The organism is Castellaniella sp., from assembly GCF_049671645.1.
Lineage (GTDB): Bacteria > Pseudomonadota > Gammaproteobacteria > Burkholderiales > Burkholderiaceae_B > Castellaniella.
Genome location: NZ_JBATVG010000013.1, coordinates 183,911 through 201,559, shown reverse-complemented (window position 1 = coordinate 201,559; position 17,649 = coordinate 183,911). Strand labels below are relative to the sequence as shown.

18 protein-coding genes are annotated in these 17,649 nt (G+C 64.1%); 4 read left to right on the top strand and 14 right to left on the bottom strand.

The window, feature by feature from the left end:
* The 6 genes from WBG56_RS04605 to hydA all read right to left on the bottom strand — a co-directional run.
* The coding region (locus WBG56_RS04605; RefSeq protein WP_424265686.1) for a maleate cis-trans isomerase family protein at positions 1–613 on the bottom strand (613 nt) is incomplete at its 3' end.
* Between the two features lie 92 nt (positions 614–705).
* Complete coding sequence (locus WBG56_RS04600) at positions 706–1,533, bottom strand: SDR family NAD(P)-dependent oxidoreductase (RefSeq protein WP_424265684.1); 828 nt, start codon at positions 1,531–1,533, stop codon at positions 706–708.
* A gap of 45 nt (positions 1,534–1,578) precedes the next feature.
* Positions 1,579–2,865 (bottom strand): TRAP transporter large permease, encoded by a 1,287-nt coding sequence (locus WBG56_RS04595; protein WP_424265682.1) that lies wholly within the window; start codon positions 2,863–2,865, stop codon positions 1,579–1,581.
* Between the two features lies 1 nt (position 2,866).
* A complete protein-coding gene (locus tag WBG56_RS04590; protein WP_424265680.1) occupies positions 2,867–3,472 on the bottom strand; it encodes a TRAP transporter small permease subunit in 606 nt (201 codons plus the stop codon).
* Positions 3,473–3,554: 82 nt separating this feature from the next.
* Positions 3,555–4,601, bottom strand: a complete 1,047-nt coding sequence (locus tag WBG56_RS04585) for a TRAP transporter substrate-binding protein (protein WP_424265678.1) — start codon at positions 4,599–4,601, stop codon at positions 3,555–3,557.
* 89 nt (positions 4,602–4,690) lie between these two features.
* The gene (gene hydA, locus WBG56_RS04580; protein ID WP_424265676.1) at positions 4,691–6,100 is read right to left on the bottom strand and encodes a dihydropyrimidinase; all 1,410 of its coding nucleotides are present in this window, start codon (positions 6,098–6,100) and stop codon (positions 4,691–4,693) included.
* A 284-nt stretch (positions 6,101–6,384) separates the two neighbouring features.
* Here hydA and WBG56_RS04575 point away from each other — a divergent pair, with 284 nt between their 5' ends.
* Positions 6,385–7,104: a GntR family transcriptional regulator gene (locus WBG56_RS04575; RefSeq protein ID WP_424265674.1), complete on the top strand. Its 720-nt coding sequence runs from the start codon at positions 6,385–6,387 to the stop codon at positions 7,102–7,104.
* Positions 7,105–7,269: 165 nt separating this feature from the next.
* Here the strand turns inward: WBG56_RS04575 and WBG56_RS04570 are convergent, their stop codons facing one another.
* Positions 7,270–8,838 (bottom strand): diguanylate cyclase, encoded by a 1,569-nt coding sequence (locus tag WBG56_RS04570; RefSeq protein WP_424265672.1) that lies wholly within the window; start codon positions 8,836–8,838, stop codon positions 7,270–7,272.
* Between the two features lie 221 nt (positions 8,839–9,059).
* On the opposite strand from WBG56_RS04570, the gene WBG56_RS04565 reads away from it, so the two are divergent.
* Positions 9,060–9,881 (top strand): hypothetical protein, encoded by an 822-nt coding sequence (locus WBG56_RS04565; RefSeq protein ID WP_424265670.1) that lies wholly within the window; start codon positions 9,060–9,062, stop codon positions 9,879–9,881.
* A gap of 65 nt (positions 9,882–9,946) precedes the next feature.
* Here WBG56_RS04565 and WBG56_RS04560 read toward each other — a convergent pair whose 3' ends face one another.
* From WBG56_RS04560 to WBG56_RS04550, 3 genes are all read right to left on the bottom strand, one after another.
* Positions 9,947–10,984, bottom strand: coding sequence for a linear amide C-N hydrolase (locus tag WBG56_RS04560; RefSeq protein ID WP_424265668.1), 1,038 nt, complete (start codon positions 10,982–10,984; stop codon positions 9,947–9,949).
* A 164-nt stretch (positions 10,985–11,148) separates the two neighbouring features.
* On the bottom strand, positions 11,149–11,676 hold the full coding sequence (locus WBG56_RS04555) for a plastocyanin/azurin family copper-binding protein (protein WP_424265666.1): 528 nt from the start codon (positions 11,674–11,676) through the stop codon (positions 11,149–11,151).
* Positions 11,673–12,107: a DUF5602 domain-containing protein gene (locus tag WBG56_RS04550; RefSeq protein WP_424265664.1), complete on the bottom strand. Its 435-nt coding sequence runs from the start codon at positions 12,105–12,107 to the stop codon at positions 11,673–11,675. The genes WBG56_RS04555 and WBG56_RS04550 overlap by 4 nt, the downstream gene beginning before the upstream one ends.
* 220 nt (positions 12,108–12,327) lie before the next feature.
* Between WBG56_RS04550 and WBG56_RS04545 the strand changes: the two genes are divergently transcribed.
* The gene (locus tag WBG56_RS04545; RefSeq protein ID WP_424265662.1) at positions 12,328–13,527 is read left to right on the top strand and encodes a S8 family serine peptidase; all 1,200 of its coding nucleotides are present in this window, start codon (positions 12,328–12,330) and stop codon (positions 13,525–13,527) included.
* 16 nt (positions 13,528–13,543) lie between these two features.
* Positions 13,544–13,765: a hypothetical protein gene (locus WBG56_RS04540; RefSeq protein ID WP_424265660.1), complete on the top strand. Its 222-nt coding sequence runs from the start codon at positions 13,544–13,546 to the stop codon at positions 13,763–13,765.
* A gap of 53 nt (positions 13,766–13,818) precedes the next feature.
* Here the strand turns inward: WBG56_RS04540 and WBG56_RS04535 are convergent, their stop codons facing one another.
* From WBG56_RS04535 to WBG56_RS04520, 4 genes are all read right to left on the bottom strand, one after another.
* The gene (locus WBG56_RS04535; RefSeq protein WP_424265658.1) at positions 13,819–15,114 is read right to left on the bottom strand and encodes a TRAP transporter large permease; all 1,296 of its coding nucleotides are present in this window, start codon (positions 15,112–15,114) and stop codon (positions 13,819–13,821) included.
* The gene (locus WBG56_RS04530; protein ID WP_424265656.1) at positions 15,107–15,613 is read right to left on the bottom strand and encodes a TRAP transporter small permease; all 507 of its coding nucleotides are present in this window, start codon (positions 15,611–15,613) and stop codon (positions 15,107–15,109) included. The genes WBG56_RS04535 and WBG56_RS04530 overlap by 8 nt, the downstream gene beginning before the upstream one ends.
* Positions 15,614–15,637: 24 nt before the next feature.
* Positions 15,638–16,618, bottom strand: a complete 981-nt coding sequence (locus WBG56_RS04525; protein WP_424265654.1) for a TRAP transporter substrate-binding protein — start codon at positions 16,616–16,618, stop codon at positions 15,638–15,640.
* A 277-nt stretch (positions 16,619–16,895) separates the two neighbouring features.
* Positions 16,896–17,567: a GntR family transcriptional regulator gene (locus WBG56_RS04520; RefSeq protein ID WP_424265652.1), complete on the bottom strand. Its 672-nt coding sequence runs from the start codon at positions 17,565–17,567 to the stop codon at positions 16,896–16,898.
* Positions 17,568–17,649 lie beyond the last annotated feature (82 nt).

Genomic DNA, 17,649 nt, shown 5'->3' with positions numbered 1-17,649 from the left:
GCGACGCCTCTATCCGGGGCGCCAGCTGCGCCGCGCGGACATTGGTGCACATCATGGTGAGCGCGTCCGGCCGGCTGGCGCAGACCTCGGAGGCCATCGTCAGGATCTGCGGCTCCGTCACCTCGGAAAACGCGAAATTGACCTGGAGATCGAGATGCCGCTCCGCGATGATCCGGACTCCCGAGGCGGCATAGTTTTCGACGATACGGTCCTGCACTGCCTTCAGGTAGGGCGACATCAATCCCAGGGTTTTCGCGCCCCGGATCCGGAGGATCTCGTTGAGCGCCAGCACCGACGTCGTCGCCGGGATGCCCGTCGCCTCGGTGATGCGTTGGCACAGCCTGACGTCCGTGTCGAAGCCCAGCCAGCTGGCTGCCGTTCCGCTCCAGCCGATGACGTCCACGCGGGCGTCGGCGAGCAATTTTGCGGCTTCCAGGATCTTGCTGTCGTCGAACTGCCGCGTCGCCTTTTCCCCCAGCGAGATCTCCGTGACCGTGAAGCGCGAAAAGTGCGCCGACACGCCGGGCAGCCCGCTCAGGATGGCGCAGGTCGCCGGTTCGAGGGAAGTATTGGAAGAGGGCGTCAACATGCCCAGCAGAAAACGTTTGCTCATCGCAGGTCCATCATTTCAGAGTATTCGATCACACAACGGCGGGATGGCCGCGAAGCGCCGCCATCCCGCGGGGAAGGGGGTTGCGGCCCGCCTCATTCCAGCAGGTAGCCGCCGTCCACGACCACGTCCTGTCCCATCAGGAAGCTCGGGCTGCCGGCGGCCAGGTACAGGGCTACGTCCGCCACCTCGTCGACCTGGCCCAGCCTGCCGATCGGCAGCTTGCCCAGCTGTTGCGAGTTCCAGTCCGGCAGTTCTCCGGACGGCGGCGCTTCCTCGGACGAGGGGGCCTCGAACAGTTCGCGCATGCTGCGCATGCCCATGTCCTTCAGCGGCTGCGTGGCGATGGGGCCCGGGCTCAGGGAATTGACGGTGATGTTGTCCCGGCACAGTTCCAGCGCCATCGATTTGGTGAGGTGGATCAGCGCGGCTTTGGTCATGCCGTAGAGGGCGGCCCGGGGGCCGGCCACGCGCCCCATCTGGCTGGCGATGTGGATGATGCGCCCGCCGCCGCCGCGCCGCATCACCGGAATGGCCGCCTGGCTGGCAAAGAACGCGGATGCCAGATTGACGGCCAGGACGCGGTCGAACACGTCGCGCGTGTAGGACCCGAAGTCGTACGGCGCCCGGATCCCGGCATTGTTCACCAGGACGTCCACACGCCCGAAGCGCTCGTCCGCCAGCCGGATCATGTCCTCGGCCTGCCCCGGGGCGCCCAGGTCGAGCAGGGCGGTCTCCACCGGCCCGCAGCCTTCCTGGGCGAGGCAGGCCGCGCGGGCCGCATCGAGTTGTTCCCGGGTCCGGTCGGCGACCAGGAACAGGGTGGCGCCCGCCTGGGCGAAGCGTTTGGCGATGGCCAGGCCGATGCCGCTGGGCGTCGACGCGCCCGTGACCACGGCTACCTTGCCTTTGAGTGCTGACATGTGATCCTCCTGAGATCGATGCGGGTTCGTCCGTTGCCGGCCGATTCAACCATTGAACACGGACGGCAGCCACAGGGCGATGTCCGGAAAGACCGCCAGCAGCAGCACGAGCAGCAGCATGGCTACGACGAATGGCAGGCTGCCCTTGATGATGGGACTCAGGGTCCCGCCGCCGCTGACGCTGTGCACCACGAACAGATTGATGCCGACCGGGGGTGTGATCAGCGCCGCCTCCACCAGGATGATGATGACGATCCCCAGCCAGACCGGGTCGAAGCCCATGGCGACCATGATCGGCGCAATGATGGGAATGGTGGTGATCATCATCGACAAGGTCTCCATCACGCAACCGAGGATCAGGTAGAAGACCACGATGATCAGCAGCATCAGTTCCGGGGACAGGTGCAGCCCGACGATGAAATCGGTGATGGTCACCGTCAGGCCGGTCGAGGACATGACGAAGCTCAGGAAAGCGGCGGCGATGACGATCAGCACCACCATCACCGTGGACCGCATCGTGCCTTCCAGCGCATCCGTCAGCATGGCCCAGCTCAGCCGCTTCGAGGAGTGGGCCATGAACAGGCTGCCCAGCACCCCGAGCGCGGATGCCTCGGTCGCCGTGGCGATCCCGAGGTAAATGGACCCGACCACCAGCATGAACAGCCCGAGCGGCGGCAGCAGATCCACCAGGCTGGCGATCCTGGCTTTCCAGCTGGCCTCGACCCGGTGCCCGCCGAACGATGGCTTGGCCGCGCAGACCAGGGCGATGATGATCACGAAGAGCAGCGCCAGGAGCATGCCTGGCACGAAGGCGGCGAGATACAGCTTGGGCACCGAGGTATTGGTCAGCACCCCGTACAGGATCAGGTTGATCGACGGCGGAATCAGGATGCCCAGCGTGCCCCCCGCCGCGATGCTGCCCAGGAACAGGGACTTGTTGTAGCCGAATTTGTGCAACTGGGGCACGGCCACCGTGCCGACGGTCGCCGCCGTCGCGACGCTGGACCCGCAGGTTGCCGAAAACAGGGCCGAGGCGCCGATGTTGGCGTGCATCAGACCGCCGGGCAGCCAGGACAGCCACAGGCTCATGGCGTTGTACATCTTGTCCGCGAAGCCGGCCCGCAACAGGATCTCGCCCAGGAGGATGAACAGGGGGATGGCCATCAGCAGGAAGTCGTTGCTGGTGCTCCATGAGATTTCGCCGATGGCCTTGGTCAGGGGCAGCATGGAGAATTGCTGGTCCATGATCAGGCCCAGCACCCCGAGCGCGGCGGCGATCGGCACGCTCAGCGCAATCAGGCCCAGCAATAGAATCAGTGTGATCACGAGCATGTCAGGCCCCTCCTTGTTCTGTGCGCTGGTTGGCCAGCCGCGCTTCTTCTTCGGCCTCGTCCGTGCTGCCGCGCGGCCCGCAGAGCGCGGTGACGCGGGCGACGTCCCCGACGATGAGCGAGGCGCTCGCCCGGAGCACCACGAGCGCCAGCACGATCGTCATCCAGATCATGCCCAGCACCCACAGGCCCTGCGGAATCCATAGCGGCGTCCCCAGGTCCGTGTTCGCGGCGGCCCCCTCCTGGAGGGAGGTCTGGAATGTGATGAAGGCGTAGTAGGTGAGGACGACGATGAAGAACTCCAGCACGGCGACCGCCAGGATATCCATCGCGGCGGCCAGGCGAAGCGGCAGCTTCTGGTACAGGAGGTCGACTCGGACGTTGATCTTCTCGAAAACGCCGAAGGCGAGGGCCCAGGACGTGCTGATGGCCAGCACGTACCCCGAGAGCTCGTTGGAGCCGGCGGAGGCCATGCCGAAGACCTTGCGGCCGATGACGTCGAATGAAATCAGCAGCACGCTGGCGATCAGCAAGCCGCCCGCCACCCGCGCGCCCCATCTGGACAGGGTGGCCGCCCGGTCAAGCGATCGATCTAGAAAAGTGTTCATCTGTTTTTCCTATGGGGCGGCGCAACAGGCCCGTGGGATGATGCGCCGCCGGATGAGGGGCTGGGAGCGGGTCAGCGCCGCATCAGCGCTTCGCGACGCTGAAGTCCAGCATCTTGCCGACCGTCTCGTTGAACCGGGTCACGCAATCCGCGGAACAGCGCTCGCCCCACTTTGGCGCCACGGTCCCGTAGGCGACTTTTTTCAGCAGGTCGAGATCTTCCTGGGTAGGCTTGACCAGCTTCATGCTGCCCTTGACCGCGGCCGTGCATGCGGCCGCGCCCGAGTTGCAGTCATAGCCTTCCTGGTTCTGGCGGGCCACGTCGGCGATCAGATCCTTCAGCATGGCGCTGAAATGCGTGGTCACGAATGCCTGGACCTTGGGGTCGAGCTTGGACCAGGCCTTGTCGTTGACGGCGTACATGATGGGATTCCAGTTCAGCGGCAGTTCGAGCAGATGCGTGGAGACTTCGTACCACTTCGCGTTGAAGCCGGACAGGGAGCCGGTGATGGCGCAGTCGATCACGCCGGTCTGCAGCGCCGGCACCACTTCCGCAAAGGCCATGTTGACGCTGGAGCCGCCCATGGCATCGACGAAGTCGGCTTGTGTGCGGCTGCTGATGCGGACTTTCTTGCCCTCGATGTCGGCGAGCTTGCCGATGTTGCTGTTGCAGTACAGCACCTGCGCGGGGTTGATGCCGAAGCCGAGCAGATGAATGCCTTTCTTTTGCAGGATCTGTTGATAGACGGGGGTGAAGCTGTCGATGACGGCTTCCTCGTCCTTCAGGGTCGGCGCCATGCCGACCAGATTGACGGCGTCATAGATCGGATCGTCGGAGGCGAAATAGGAAAGCGTCGCGGACCCGAATTCGATCACGCCCTGGGACATCAGGCGCAGGATCTCGGCGCCTTTCAGCCCCATTTCGTTGAACGACTTGAACTGGGTTTCGATGGCGCCGCCCGACTGCTCGGGCACGGTCTTCGTCCAGAATGGCTTCTCGAACGAGGCCGTGGCGGTGTCGAAACTCAGGTTGCCGACGATATTCAAGTGCGTCTTGGGCAGATCTGCGGCGAAGGCCGCGCCTGACAGCGCGACACCGAGCGCGGCGGTGGATATGAACTTCTGCAACATGGCTACCTCCGTGGAAGGGGATATTGATGACGGAACTTGGGACTTCAGGACTTCGGTGCTGCTGTACTGCGGAATGCCGGCTGTCGCGCTCACGCATGCTGCATGGGCGTCCCGCACGGCATGAATTCGCCGGCGCCTGCGGAACCGAGGAATTCCCTGTGCCGGCTGACCAGGCGGCCGCGGCTGAACGTCATGACGGGCCAACCCGTTACCGCCATGCCTTCATAGGGCGTGTAGTCGACGTCGTGGTGCAGGTCGGCATTGCGGATCGTGACCCGCAATGCCGGGTCCCAGAGCGCGATGTCGGCATCCCCGCCCACGACGATGGACCCTTTGCGGGGGTACAGGCCGTAGAGTTTCGCGGGCTGCGTGGCGGTCAGGTCGACGAACTGGTGGATGCTGATGCGTCCGCCGCCCACGCCGCCTGAAAACAGCAGCGGCATCCGCGTTTCCAGGCCGGGAATTCCGTTCGGAATATGCTGGAAATGGCAGGTATGGCCGCCGGGCTTCTTGCCTTCGGCATCGTCGTAGCGATAAGGGGCGTGATCCGAAGAAAAGATCGAGAAGACATTGCCCGACAGCGCGCGCCAGACGGCTTCCTGGTTGTCCGGATCGCGCGGCGGCGGACTGCACACCAGCTTCGCGCCCTCGTAGCCTTCCAGGTCGAGATCCTGCGCCGTCAAGTACAGGTACTGCGGACAGGTTTCGGCGTAGATTCGCAGTCCGCGGCCGTGCGCCCAGCGGATCTGCTCGATGGCTTCGGCCCCCGACACATGGACGATGAGGATGGGGACGTCCACCAGTTCCGAAAATGTGATCGCCCGGTGCGTGGCTTCGCGTTCGACCGCCGATGGGCGCGAGACCGCGTGGTACCTGGGCTCGGTGCGGCCCTGCGCGACCAGCCGGTCGGTCAGCCAGGAGATGCAGTCGGCGTTTTCGGCGTGCACCATGACGAGCGCGCCGTGATCCCGGGCCACGGACAGCACGTCCAGGATCTGGCGGTCGTTCAGTTTCAGGTCGTCATAGGTCATGTAGACCTTGAACGAGGTGTAGCCCGCGCGGATCAGTTCCGGCAGTTCTTCGTCCAGCACCGCGGGTGTCGGGTCCGTGACGATCAGGTGGAAGGCGTAGTCGAGGCAGGATTTGCCGGCGGCTCGGCGGTGATAGTCCTCGACCGCCGCGCGCAGCGACTGGCCGCGCGCCTGGGCCGCGAAGGGGATCAGGGTCGTCGTGCCCCCGCAGGCGGCCGAACGGGAACCGCTTTCGAAATCGTCGGCCATGCGGCCGACTTCCTGCGGCTGGTCCAGGTGGCAGTGCGCGTCCACGCCGCCTGGCAGCGCCAGCAGGCCGGTCGCGTCCACGGTCCGGGTCGCGGGCCCGAGGTCATGCCCCAGGGCTGCGATCTTGCCGTCGCGGATGCCGATGTCCGCCCGGAACCGGTCGGCGGCGGTCACCACTTCCGCGTGGGCGATGATCAAGTCGTACGGTATGCCATCCATGCGTGTTCCAACTCCGTGTGCTGATGGAACCCCGGCGTGCGTGCCTGGGGTGACAAGGAAACAGCGCCAGTCTATATTCTCAACAAAATTGTTAACATAAGGATAAACACTTATATCCACTATTGTTTCAACATAAATGTCAATTTTGTGAGGGAAGCAGGCATCCCAAGGCCTGGAATCTGACCTGAATCAGGGTTTGATCCTGATCTCACACATGATTTCCGAACATTTTCCGGATAAATTGTTTACAATCCATTCGAGCATTTCATACAAAGAGAACGACGATGTCTCAAGCAAAGGCGCAGGCGATCCCTGGCACCCGAACGAAAAATCAGAAGGAACTGGACAGCGATCAGATCTACGAACGCATTCAGACGGCGATCCTGGAACGGCGCCTGCTGCCGGGCACCAAGCTGGCGGAAGAACATCTGGCAAAGGCCACGGGGGCAAACCGCATGCGGATCCGTCGCGTGCTTGCGCGGCTTGCGCACGAGCAGATCGTCACCCTGGTGCCGAATCGGGGCGCCTACGTGGCCCGGCCCACGACCGAGGAAGCGCGTGAAATGTTCGAGGCCCGGCGAATGATAGAACCGCCGCTGGTGGCCAAGCTCTGCCAGTCGGTCCGGCCGGAGGATCTCACCGCGCTTCGGGAACACCTGGACAAGGAAGTCCTGGCCCACCACAACAACGACCTGCGCGCCATCATCCGCTTGTCGGGGGAATTCCATATCCTGCTGGCGCAGATGGCGCGCAACGGCCCCCTGGTGCGGATGATCCGCGAACTGACCTCGCTCACCTGCCTGATCATCACCCTGTACGACCGGCCGGGCACGCCCGCCTGCCCGGAGGACGAGCACGCGCAACTGGTCCGGTTGATCGAAAAAGGCGACGGAGCCGCCGCCAGCCTGGTCATGTTGCAACACCTGGATCACATCGAGCGCACGCTCAATCTGGACGGGGACCTGAACTACTCCCCCGATTTCGACGCGATCTTTTCCGGTTGAGCGGCGCTCCGCGAAATCCTCTCGTTCCGACGGAATCGGGCGCCCCGCAGGGCGCCCGATTCTATTCCGCGCCGCTACGGCGCGGGCATGGATTCGTGGTGGTCGATGGACTTGGCGCGCGCTTCCAGGCCGGTCCTGCGTGATCCCGGCGAAGGCCGGCGCGAGTTACTGAGCCGGGGGGAAGGAGCCCGACGCCGCGGGTCGAGTCGCATCCTGCTGGTGGATCGCGATTCGCTCCCGGCCGGTCTCCTTGGCTTCGTAGAGCGCATTGTCGGCCGCCTGCAGCAGCGCCCGGGCGTTCTGGAAGAATTGAGTGCCTTGCATGTGGGTCGCGATACCCGCCGAGAACGTGACGGTGCCCTGGGCGCCGCTTTGGGTGTGAAACGGGTTGTCGCGGACATGCTCGAGCATGCGCTGCAGCACCGCTTCGGCTTGTTCCGAGTCCGTTTCAGGCAGAAGCATCACGAACTCCTCGCCGCCGTAACGGGCGACGGTGTCGATCTGCCGCGATTGCGCCTGCAGGCGCTGCGCGACCGTCGCCAGCACCTGGTCGCCCATGGCGTGCCCGAACGTGTCGTTGATGGCCTTGAATCGGTCCACATCGATGAATGCGACGCTCAGCGGTGTATTCGAGCGGGTCGCGCGCTCGAACTCGTGCTGCAGCATGGCGTCCAGGTAGTTGCGGCTGTACAGCCCCGTCAGGGAGTCGCGCTGGGTCTGTTCTTCGAGCACCGTGATGCGGTTCTCGAGGGCCTCAGTGGCGGGGTCCTGGGCGTGTGAGCGCAGCAGGCTCCTGACCGCGAGGGTCTCCCGGGCGTTGTATTCCAGGTCCTGCAGCATCTGCGCGTCCGCAAGCTGCGTGTCGAACAAGGCCTCCATCTCGGGGATCTTCTGGATCATGGCGCCGATGATGGCGCGGTATTTTTCCAACCTGACGTTCAGCAGCGTTCTGACCGAGTCATAGGTGAGTTCGATGGAGTCCGGTGCGGTCTGCTCTTTCATCCACGCATCCGCGATCAGGGCGGCTGCGGCGACGTAGAAGGGGAGCTTGTCGTCTTCGGGCGGCCCGTCGTGGGGCAGTTTGATGAGTTCGTGGCTCAGCCATGCCGACTGGCAGATCCGCTCCGGCAGCCCCCAGCTTTTCAACAGGTGGGCGGCCGCCTGGGCATGCGTGAATCCGAAGCGCACGGCTTCTTGCACAAGCAGGTGTTGATGGTCGGTGCTTTGCTGGTAGAGCGCCGCATAGGGATCGCCGAACATGGCGTCCATGGCGAGGATGCCGATGTCTTGCAGCAGGCCCGCCAGCAGGTAGTCCTCGGGCTGCACTTCGTCCAATTCCTCCGCAATGCTGCGGCAGGCGAGCGCGGTCAGCAGCGTCCGGCGCCAGTAGGCGTTTGTGTCGAAGCCCGACCTGTATTGTTGGGAGAGGCTCGCCCGCAGCGAAAAACTGAGCGATAGCGCGATGGTGGCGTTCAGGCCCAGCAGGCTCATGGCCTGCGACAGGTTGGTGACCGCGCGCCGGCGTCCATAGAATGAGGAATTCGCCACGCGCAGCAGCTTTCCGGCAAGCGCCGGATCGAACGTGATCTGTTCGGCGAATTCGTCCAGTGATGCGGACTCGTCGTTGGCAAGCTCCACGAGCCGCAGGGCCACCGTGGGGAGCGTCGGCAGGCGTTTGCAAAGTTTGAGCCGCGCAACGATATCCGCAGTTTGTTCACGTGTCTGGTGCGTCACTGTCTGGGCTCTCCTTTTTATCGTTGACTGTATTTTTACCGGAAATCGTGTGATCTGGGCGTCATTTCAGCCCCGAATGCCAGGCCCTGGCTGGATTTCGGAAATATTTTGTTGCCCTGTCGCCATTTGGCGACACATCGGAGGCCCGATCCCTGCCTGTTCCTCTCGGCGGGCCCCTTGTAGAATCTGTATGGTTTTGAAATATATCGCTGAGGGTTCGGATGGCACTGAAGGATTATCTGGGTGAGCAATTGCTGGGGGTTGCCGCATCGTACCAGCCTCAAGGCCTGGTTCACCATGTGGGTGTCGTGTATCCCAGGGCGAACAATGAGCTGCGGGTCTTCATCCCCAAAGGCCACGCGCTGGCGGCGGGATCGATGGTGACCTTGCATCTGGACAACCGCACCGGGGTGGATGAACTGGATGCCGAATTGCGCGTCTACCGGACCTCGTACAAAGGGCGTGTCATCGCCACCGATGAAAGCTGGGTGACCTTGCAGCCGGTGGAATACATGCTGATCCATGGAGTGCAGGTCGTCGAGCAGTACCGGGCGCCCGGATATGATTTTCCGCCGGATGGCCGCGCCGAGGCCGAACTGCCCGTCACGCCGCTGCGGCAACTGGGTCCCGTCCAGGAAAAAGAGCATCACAACAAAGTGGGCATACTCACTACCCTGGCGCTCGATCAGCCGCATACGACGGTGCTGGCCTTCCTGAATACGCAAGCCGATGACGTCTTCCTGATTTCCGTGCCGGGGACGTTCAAGTTGCGGCAATTGAAACGGGATCCGCACTGCTTCTTCATCATCGACGAACGGGCCAAGTTCACGTTCGAGCAGGCGATCGACTGGAATTACACCATCCTGGAGATGCAGGCCAGCCAGGTGCCGTCTTCCATGCCGCTGTACGAGCAGGTGCGCACGGCCTTCGTGCTGAAGAACCCCTGGGAGGCCGGTTTCTTCCTGATGGACGGCCTGGAAATGGTGCATCTGCAATGCCGGTCGGTCGTCTTTGCCGGGGAACCCCGCCCGTATCGCGCGTGAAGGTATCTGGCATCGGGGCCGCCGCGCTTTGTGCGGTTTTTTGATGCGGCGGCCGCGCGTGGCGGCTATCCGGCCGCCATGAACTCGAAAGGCTTCGCCGGCGTGAACCGGCTCGACACTTCGCCGGCCAGGGTCCGGTTCATATCGACGCCCAGGTCCAGGGTTTGTGTGTCCGCTCCTTTTGAAAAGTCGAGGAGCTTGAGATTCACCCAGAACACATTGGGCGATGTGGCGGATTCGGCATAGAAGAGCTTGTTCTTGTGGTCCGCCACGACGCGCCAGCGGGTCGTGGACAGGTTGGGCGCATCCGGCAGGCTGATGCCATAAGGCACCGAAACATTCCGGACGATGCTGAAAACCGCTGCGGCTGCAGTCCTGGGATCGTCGCTCTGGATCACTGCGTCGGCGTAGTAATTGGCGCGCACGAAACGGTCGGAGGCGCGGTTCGTCCCGGGCAGGAACGTCCGTCCGTCGATGCCGTCCCAGTAGCGCGTGATCGCGAGTTGTTCGTCGTAGGACGGTTCGTTGGTCATCGCGCGATATTCGCGGCTGTGGTGAATGTGCAGCTTGCCGTCGATCCATTCGAAAATCGCGCTGTCCCCCGTGGCGTCGGACAGGGACAGGTGCAGGGGGGCGAGGCTGCCGGGCCGTCCGGGCACTTCGCCGCTGACCACCTGCATCGGGATGGCGCGCGCATGCTTCACCGCTTCCGCGACCGTGGCGAACTGGTCGAGGAAATACTGCGCCCAGATCGATAGGGAGATGCGGGGGGTCACGCCGTCGTCCTCCGGGTATCCGGCGTTGGCCAGCCACAGCAGGTTCGCATTGAGGCCCGCCTCGTTCATCCCGTCCACCGCCGAGATTTCGTAGCCGGAAACGATCAGGCTGCCATAGGTCGAAGTCCATGCCACGGATCGAGGCCCGGCGGCTCCATCGCGCTTCATTCCGCGAGGAAAGACCCAGAGATTGCTGACGATCGGATCCTTGAAGTCCATCGAACGGCCCGTGAGATAGGTTTCGTTCGGGCCATGGTAGATGATGCGCGTGCAGGCATGCGCCTCCACGGCCACCAACGCCGCCGCGGCGGACAGCGCGGCAAGCATGCGTGCGAATCGGAACATACTGAACGGCGCTCCTTCGGGTTCGACAGGCCGGCCCAGGGTCGGGCCGGCCGGGCCGCGTCATGGACGCGGCCATCCCCGATCGTAATCGACATTCGACGCAGTGTATTCGCCGGCGCAGGCGCGGCGGCGCATATTGCCCGCACCTACAGGATAGGCGCCCCCTTCAGAATGTCCGCCACGCTGGGGAAGTGTTTCAGCGCGGCTTCGGGCAGCTTGGCGTCCGTATCGGCATAGGGCTCGACGGCGGCGTCTGCCGTGCCGACGATGATGCGTCCCACCATGCCCGCGTGTTCATGCGGGATGCAGAAATAATCGTAGACGCCGGGTACGTCGAACGTGATGGCGAATGATTTTCCGGGCATCAGATAGTCGGAATTCCAGCTGCTGGCTGCTTCCGGAATGCGTCGGGGCTTGCCGTTGTCGGGATGATAGGCCGTAGTGGTATGGACGTTGCCGGCGTCCTTGTTGATCCAGCGGACGGTCTGTCCCGGCCGGATCAGCAGGCCGCGCGGTCGGAACCAGACTTCGGATCCGCTGGCGGTGCCGGACAGGGCGATCTCGACCTCGTCGCCGGCCGCCCGCGCGCGTGGCTGCAGCGCGGCGGTCAGCAGGAGGCCGCCCCCGGCGGACAACAGCAGACGTCGCCGGGGGTCAAAGGCGAGGGCTTTCATTTCGCCACGCGGCTTTCCTGGCTGACCGGGACGTTCCACAGCACGATGTGGATGTGCGGCTCGGCGACGCCCGGGTGACCGGCGTTGTACATGATGTCCACGTGGTCGACCGTGCCGGCGGGCGCTTTCAGGTCGTGCAGGTTCATGTCCGCTTTCATGGCCGACAGCGGGATCATGTAGGTCGTGTTGACCAGCTTGCCATTGCGGTCATACCCCAGGAAGGGGCCGGCCGGCAGGGTGGCCGGGTCGACGAACAGCTGCCCCATCCCGGGGATGAAGTCGGGCAGCTTCACCAGGGAACTGACTGCCTTGTAGGGAGCGGCGGGCGGGGCCTTGGTGACGCTGGCTTGCGCGGCCATGACGGGGGAGGAACCCAGGGAAAGGGTCAGGGCGGCGGCGGTTGCGGTGGCCGTCAAGATCGAGCGGATCATGCTTTTCTCCTTGAATGGGCAGCGGGTATTGCTGCTTCTCACGGCATTGGATGCCGTCGGCCGGCCCGTCGTTTCATCGGTCCTCGTCTTCGTCCCCAAGCGATCCTGAACCGGGGTGTGTCTGTGGGGAACGGATTGCAAGAACCCATTGCCACGGGGTCTTTTCAAGAATCGACCGTGCTAACGTGCAAGAAAGAAGTCGTCTTGACAGGAGGTCGCCATGCCGGACACCACTGCTCAGTCCCGGTCCGGGACGGGCCATTATCTGGTTCTTTTTCATCAGGATCGCATGGAGGCCGGCATCCGGCATCTGTCCGACCTGGCTCAACTGCGGATCCAGCGCCGGACCGAGGAAGGGTTGGGCGCTCTGGACGAGGCCTGCGCCTTGGTGTTCGATCACATCGGCGTTGCCTTTGTGCGGTGCTCGGAACCGGCCCGCGTGCGTCTCGTCGAGGCGGCGGCGGATGGCGATTCCATTCTGGCCGTCGAGCCGGAACGCACGGTCCATGCCATCGGCGTCAATCCCGTAGCGCCCGGAGGCGCCGCCGCGCCGCTGCAGGATGAGACTGTTTCGTGGGGCATCCGGGCCGTCGGCGCCGATGCGTCCACCCAAACCGGGCAGGGCATCCGGATTGCCGTCCTGGATACCGGGCTCGATCTGTCGCATCCGGATTTTTCCGGCCGCGCCATTACAAGCCGCTCGTTTGTCGCGGGCCAGCCTGTGCAGGATGGCAATGGCCATGGCACGCACTGCGCCGGGATCGCTGCCGGCCCCCGCGATCCCGAGGGTGGGACGCGCTATGGCGTGGCGGGCGAGGCCCAGCTGTATATCGGCAAAGTCCTGGGGGATGAGGGCAGCGGCGGCGATGGCGGCATTCTGGAGGGGATCAACTGGGCCGTCAGCCAGGGATGCCACATTATTTCCATGTCGCTGGGCAGTCCGGTCGAGCCGGGGCAGAGTTATTCCCGGGTGTTCGAAGAGGTCGCCAAGCGTGCCCTGGCCGCCGGCACGCTCATCGTGGCGGCGGCGGGCAATGACAGCCACCGGCCGGATTCGATCGCGCCCGTGGGCCACCCGGCCAATTGCCCTTCGATCATGGCCGTGGCCGCCGTGGATCAGAAGCTGGCCGTGGCGCCTTTTTCCAGCGGCGGCTTGCAGGGGGATGGCGGGGAAGTCAACCTGGCGGCCCCTGGCGTCGACGTGTTGTCATCCTGGCCGAGGCCGGGGCTTTACCGGAAGCTCAGCGGCACCAGCATGGCCACCCCGTTCGTGGCGGGAGTGGCCGCCCTGCATGCCCAGCAGGATCCCAAGGCGCGTGCCGCGCGCCTTGCGGAGCGGTTGGTGGACAGCGCCCAGGCGCTTGACGATTCTTATCGGGATGTCGGCGCCGGCTTGGTGCGGGCGCCCGATGCCGAGTGAACCGGAACCCGGCATCATGGGACAGATACGCCTGACGCTGCTGGTGAGCGAGGACTGGCGCGACCGGTATCCCGCCGTCCTGGAGCGCTGCCGGCAGGCCGGCCTGACCATAGAGCGCGAGCTTGCCGAGGTGGGCGCGATTGCCGGCCGCATCGAAGAGGAGCGGCTGTGCGCTCTGAAGGCCATCGAAGGCGTATCGGCCGTCGAGCTCGAGCGCCTGAACCGCGGCCTGGAATAAGCCCCGCGCCCGCTGCGCACGCATGGCATGCGCGCGTTGGGGCGCCCGGATCCCTACATGTGGGATGGCAGCCAGGTCGCCAGCCCGGGGAAGAACCACAGCACCACCAGCAGCAGCATCATCAGGCCGAAATAGGGGGCGCAGACCCGGGCGATGTACGTGATTTCCTTGCGTGTCATGCTTTGCAGCACGAACAGGTTGAAACCCACCGGCGGCGTGATCTGGGCCGTTTCCACCGTGATCACCAGGAAGATGCCGAACCACAGCGGATCGATGCCCGCCGCATGGATGATGGGCAGCACGACGCCCATGGTCAGGACGATTGTGGAAATGCCGTCCAGAAAGCAGCCCAGCACGATGTAGAACAGCCCCAGGGCGACGATCAGCATGGCGGGCGACAGTTGCAGGCCGCCGACGAATTCGGCCAATTGGCGCGGCAGGCCGATGTAGCCCATGGAGAGCGTCATGAATGCGGCGCCCGCCAGGATCAGGGCGATCATGCAATACAGGCGAGTGGCCCCCAGCAGGGAATCCCGGAACGATTGCCAGGTCAGGGATTTTTGCGAGGCCGACAGCAGGAAGGCGCCCAGCACCCCGATGGCGGCGGATTCCGTGGCAGTGGCCACGCCGGTGTAGATGCTGGCGATGACGCCCAGGATCAGCAGCACGACCGGAATCAGCTGGCGCGATTCGCGCAGCTTTTCGCGCAGGCCCATCCGGGTGGCGACTTCGGGGACCTGGTCGGGGTGCAGCAGCGCCCAGCCGATCAGCCAGCCGCTGAACAGCGCCGCCAGCAGCAGGCCCGGAACGATGCCGGCGATGAAGAGCTTGGCGATGGAGGTTTCCGCCGCCACGCCGTAGACGATCAGGATGATGGAGGGCGGAATCAGCAATCCCAGCGTGGCCGGCCCGCCCAGCGAGCCGATGATCTGCGCGTCGGGGTAGCCGCGCTTGCGCAGTTCGGGCAGGTTCATCTTGCCCACGGTGACGCAGGTGGCCGCCGATGAGCCGCAGACCGAGGCGAAGATCGTGCAGCCCAGCACATTGGTGTGCAGCAGGCGCCCGGGCAGGCGGTTCACCCAGGGAGCCAGACCCCGGAACAGGTTTTCCGACAGGTTGGTGCGGTAGAGGATTTCGCCCATCCAGATGAACAGCGGCAGCGCGGTCAGCGTCCAACTGCTGGAACTGCCCCAGATGGTGATGGCCATGGCGTCGCCGGCCGGACGGGCGGAAAAGAATTCCATGCCGAACAGGGCCACACCGGCCAGGGTCAGGCCGACCCAGACCCCGCCGCCCAGCAGGGCGAACAGGACCACGATCAGGGCGAAGCTGGCGGTGATCTCATTCATGGTGCAGGTCCTCGGTGGATTCATGGTCGCGCCGGCCGTGGCATTCCAGGCAGAACTCGTCCAGGAAGGCGATGAAGAACACCAGGGTGCCCACCGCCATCAGGATCTGCGGGATCCACATCGGCGTGGCGTCGATGCCCGTGGAAATGTCCTGGAAGACCCAGGATTGCCAGACCAGCCGTGCGGAATAGAAGGCCAGGAAACCGGCCAGCAGGGTGGCGACCAGCAAAGCGGCCAGTTCCAGCCCCCGGCGCTTGGCGCCCCGCAGCATGCCCAGCACCAGAGTGACGCGGATGTGTTCGCCTTTTTTCAGCGTGCTGGCCAAGGCCAGGAAACCCGACCCCGCCATGGCGTATCCCGCGTAGGAATCGATGCCGCCGACCGGAAAGCCGATCAGGCGGCCCAGGATGGTGAAGGTGACGGCGACAAGAACCAGAATCATGCATAGCCCCGCCAGCCAGGCGCTGACATCGTAGAGGCCGTCGAGCCATTTGCGCATAGGAAGTCCTTGTCGTGTCCGATCTTATTTACCGGCGCGATACGCAGCCAGCACCTGCTTGCCGTCGTCGCCGGCCTTGGCCGTCCATTCCTGGATGACCGTGTCGCCGACCTTCGCCAGCCCTGCGCGCAGTTCGGCCGAGGGTTCGACGATCTGCATGCCGCCGGCCTTCAGCTTGGCGATGGAATCGGCATCCACCTGGCGGGATGTCTTCCAGCCGCGTTCCTCGGCCTGGGAGGCGGCTTTCAGCACGGCGTCCTGCTCGGCCTTGGGTAGCGCATCGAAGGCTTTCTTGTTGACGACCACCGCGTTCTTGGGAATCCAGGCCTGGACGTTGGTGAAATATTTCATCTGCTCGTAGAGCTTGTTGTCGGCCCCCGTGGCGCTGGAGGTGATCAGGCCTTCGATGACCCCGGTGGCCAGCGCCTGGGTCAGTTCGGCTTCCTGGATGGTGACGGGCTGGGCGCCGACCAGTTCGCCGATGCGGGCCGTGGTCGGGCTGTAGACCCGCCATTTCATGCCTTTAAGATCGGCGACGGTGTTGATGGGTTTGTTGCTATAGATGCTTTGCGGCGGCCAGGCGACGGCATACAGCAGTTTCATGCCCTGCTGGTCCAGTTTCTTGTCCAGGGCGGGGCGCTGGGCCTGATAGAGTTTCCAGGCCTCGTCGTAATTGCCGGCCAGGAAGGGCAGGCCGTCCAGCCCGAACAGCGGCCATTCGTTCTGGAAGCTGACCATGAAGAATTCGCCGGCCTGGGCTTGCCCGCCCTGCACCGCGCGTTTGATCTCGGGCATCTTGAAGAGCGATGCGCCCGAGTGCACCGTGATCTTCACATCGCCGTTCGTGGCGGTGGATACGTCTTTGGCGAACTGTTCCAGGTTCTGGGTATGGAAATTGAAGGCGGGGTAGGCCGAGGCCAGATCCCATTGCGCGGCGGCATGGGCGTTGAACGCCAGGCCCAGGCCGGCAGCCAGGGTGGCGGTGAAAAAGGCGCGACGTTTCATCAGATCTCCTAGCAGGTCGTGATCGAGGTGGCAGGGCCATGGGGAACATATGCGCCGGTGGGCCGGGTCTGATCCAGTCAATGGCCAGGGGAAACAGTAGCGCAGCTATTGCCCGGCATCCATCAGGGTTTTCAACAATGCGAATATTTTTGTAGGCGATATAGTCTTTGTTTGTTCATTCATTTGATTGTGATTGTTCAATCATATGAAAGGGCCGAGCGTGGCGGCTGCTCCCCTGCGCTGCGGGGTGCGCGTCCGGCGGCCGGAATGCGGGGGCTTAGTCGATGCGTCGGGCGTAGACCGACAGCACCATGCGTTCGGACTGGATCAGGTAATGTTCCAGGGTTTGCGCGGCGGCGGCCGTATCGCCGGATTCAAACAGGTTCAACAGGTGAATGTTCTGGTCCACAAAAGGCGCGTGCAGGTATTCCGGGTCGTCCAGCAGGCCGAAGGCCAGGCGCAGTTCGGCGGCGATGTCGGCGAACATCGCCGACAGGCGGGCGCTGTCGGCCAGGGCGACGATGCCCGCATGAAATGCCATGTTGGCCGACCCCACGCCCAGCCAGTCTCCCGCTTCGCGCATCTGCCGCGCGGCATCGGTGGCCTGATTCAGGCGCTTGTGGGCTGGGTGGCGCGGCCAGGCCTGGGCCAGCGCCTGGCACTCGATCAGGCGGCGTACCCGATAGATGTCGATAATGTCGGCGATGCTGGGGACGACGACCGATACGCCACGGTTGGGTTCGTGGTGCAGGAGACCTTCCTTGACCAGGACGCGGAAGGCCTCGCGCAGGGTATTGCGCGATACGTCCAGTTGCTCGCTCAGGCTGGCTTCGGACAGGCGTTGTCCCGCATGCAATTGGCCCTGGATCAGTTGCTGGCGCAGGTTTTCGGCGACCGTGTCGGCCAGGCTCGGGGATGGGATGGCGCTGGGATAATGCCGGGATTGCATGGAGTCCCCTGGTTCGTAGGTTGGCTGGGCGGCGGTTTGTTTTTTGATGGGGCGGATTGCTCAACAATCCATCGCATTGCCT

Excerpts from the sequence above, each read along its gene's own strand:
- WBG56_RS04540 (WP_424265660.1), top strand. The coding sequence starts at position 13,544 with ATGGGACAGATACGCCTGACGCTGCTGGTGAGCGAGGACTGGCGCGAC.
- WBG56_RS04520 (WP_424265652.1), bottom strand. The coding sequence starts at position 17,567 with ATGCAATCCCGGCATTATCCCAGCGCCATCCCATCCCCGAGCCTGGCC.
- WBG56_RS04590 (WP_424265680.1), bottom strand. The coding sequence starts at position 3,472 with ATGAACACTTTTCTAGATCGATCGCTTGACCGGGCGGCCACCCTGTCC.
- WBG56_RS04530 (WP_424265656.1), bottom strand. The coding sequence starts at position 15,613 with ATGCGCAAATGGCTCGACGGCCTCTACGATGTCAGCGCCTGGCTGGCG.
- WBG56_RS04525 (WP_424265654.1), bottom strand. The coding sequence starts at position 16,618 with ATGAAACGTCGCGCCTTTTTCACCGCCACCCTGGCTGCCGGCCTGGGC.
- WBG56_RS04535 (WP_424265658.1), bottom strand. The coding sequence starts at position 15,114 with ATGAATGAGATCACCGCCAGCTTCGCCCTGATCGTGGTCCTGTTCGCC.
- WBG56_RS04565 (WP_424265670.1), top strand. The coding sequence starts at position 9,060 with ATGGCACTGAAGGATTATCTGGGTGAGCAATTGCTGGGGGTTGCCGCA.
- WBG56_RS04595 (WP_424265682.1), bottom strand. The coding sequence starts at position 2,865 with ATGCTCGTGATCACACTGATTCTATTGCTGGGCCTGATTGCGCTGAGC.
- WBG56_RS04600 (WP_424265684.1), bottom strand. The coding sequence starts at position 1,533 with ATGTCAGCACTCAAAGGCAAGGTAGCCGTGGTCACGGGCGCGTCGACG.
- WBG56_RS04555 (WP_424265666.1), bottom strand. The coding sequence starts at position 11,676 with ATGAAAGCCCTCGCCTTTGACCCCCGGCGACGTCTGCTGTTGTCCGCC.
- WBG56_RS04560 (WP_424265668.1), bottom strand. The coding sequence starts at position 10,984 with ATGCTTGCCGCGCTGTCCGCCGCGGCGGCGTTGGTGGCCGTGGAGGCG.
- WBG56_RS04575 (WP_424265674.1), top strand. The coding sequence starts at position 6,385 with ATGTCTCAAGCAAAGGCGCAGGCGATCCCTGGCACCCGAACGAAAAAT.
- WBG56_RS04585 (WP_424265678.1), bottom strand. The coding sequence starts at position 4,601 with ATGTTGCAGAAGTTCATATCCACCGCCGCGCTCGGTGTCGCGCTGTCA.
- WBG56_RS04545 (WP_424265662.1), top strand. The coding sequence starts at position 12,328 with ATGCCGGACACCACTGCTCAGTCCCGGTCCGGGACGGGCCATTATCTG.
- WBG56_RS04550 (WP_424265664.1), bottom strand. The coding sequence starts at position 12,107 with ATGATCCGCTCGATCTTGACGGCCACCGCAACCGCCGCCGCCCTGACC.
- hydA (WP_424265676.1), bottom strand. The coding sequence starts at position 6,100 with ATGGATGGCATACCGTACGACTTGATCATCGCCCACGCGGAAGTGGTG.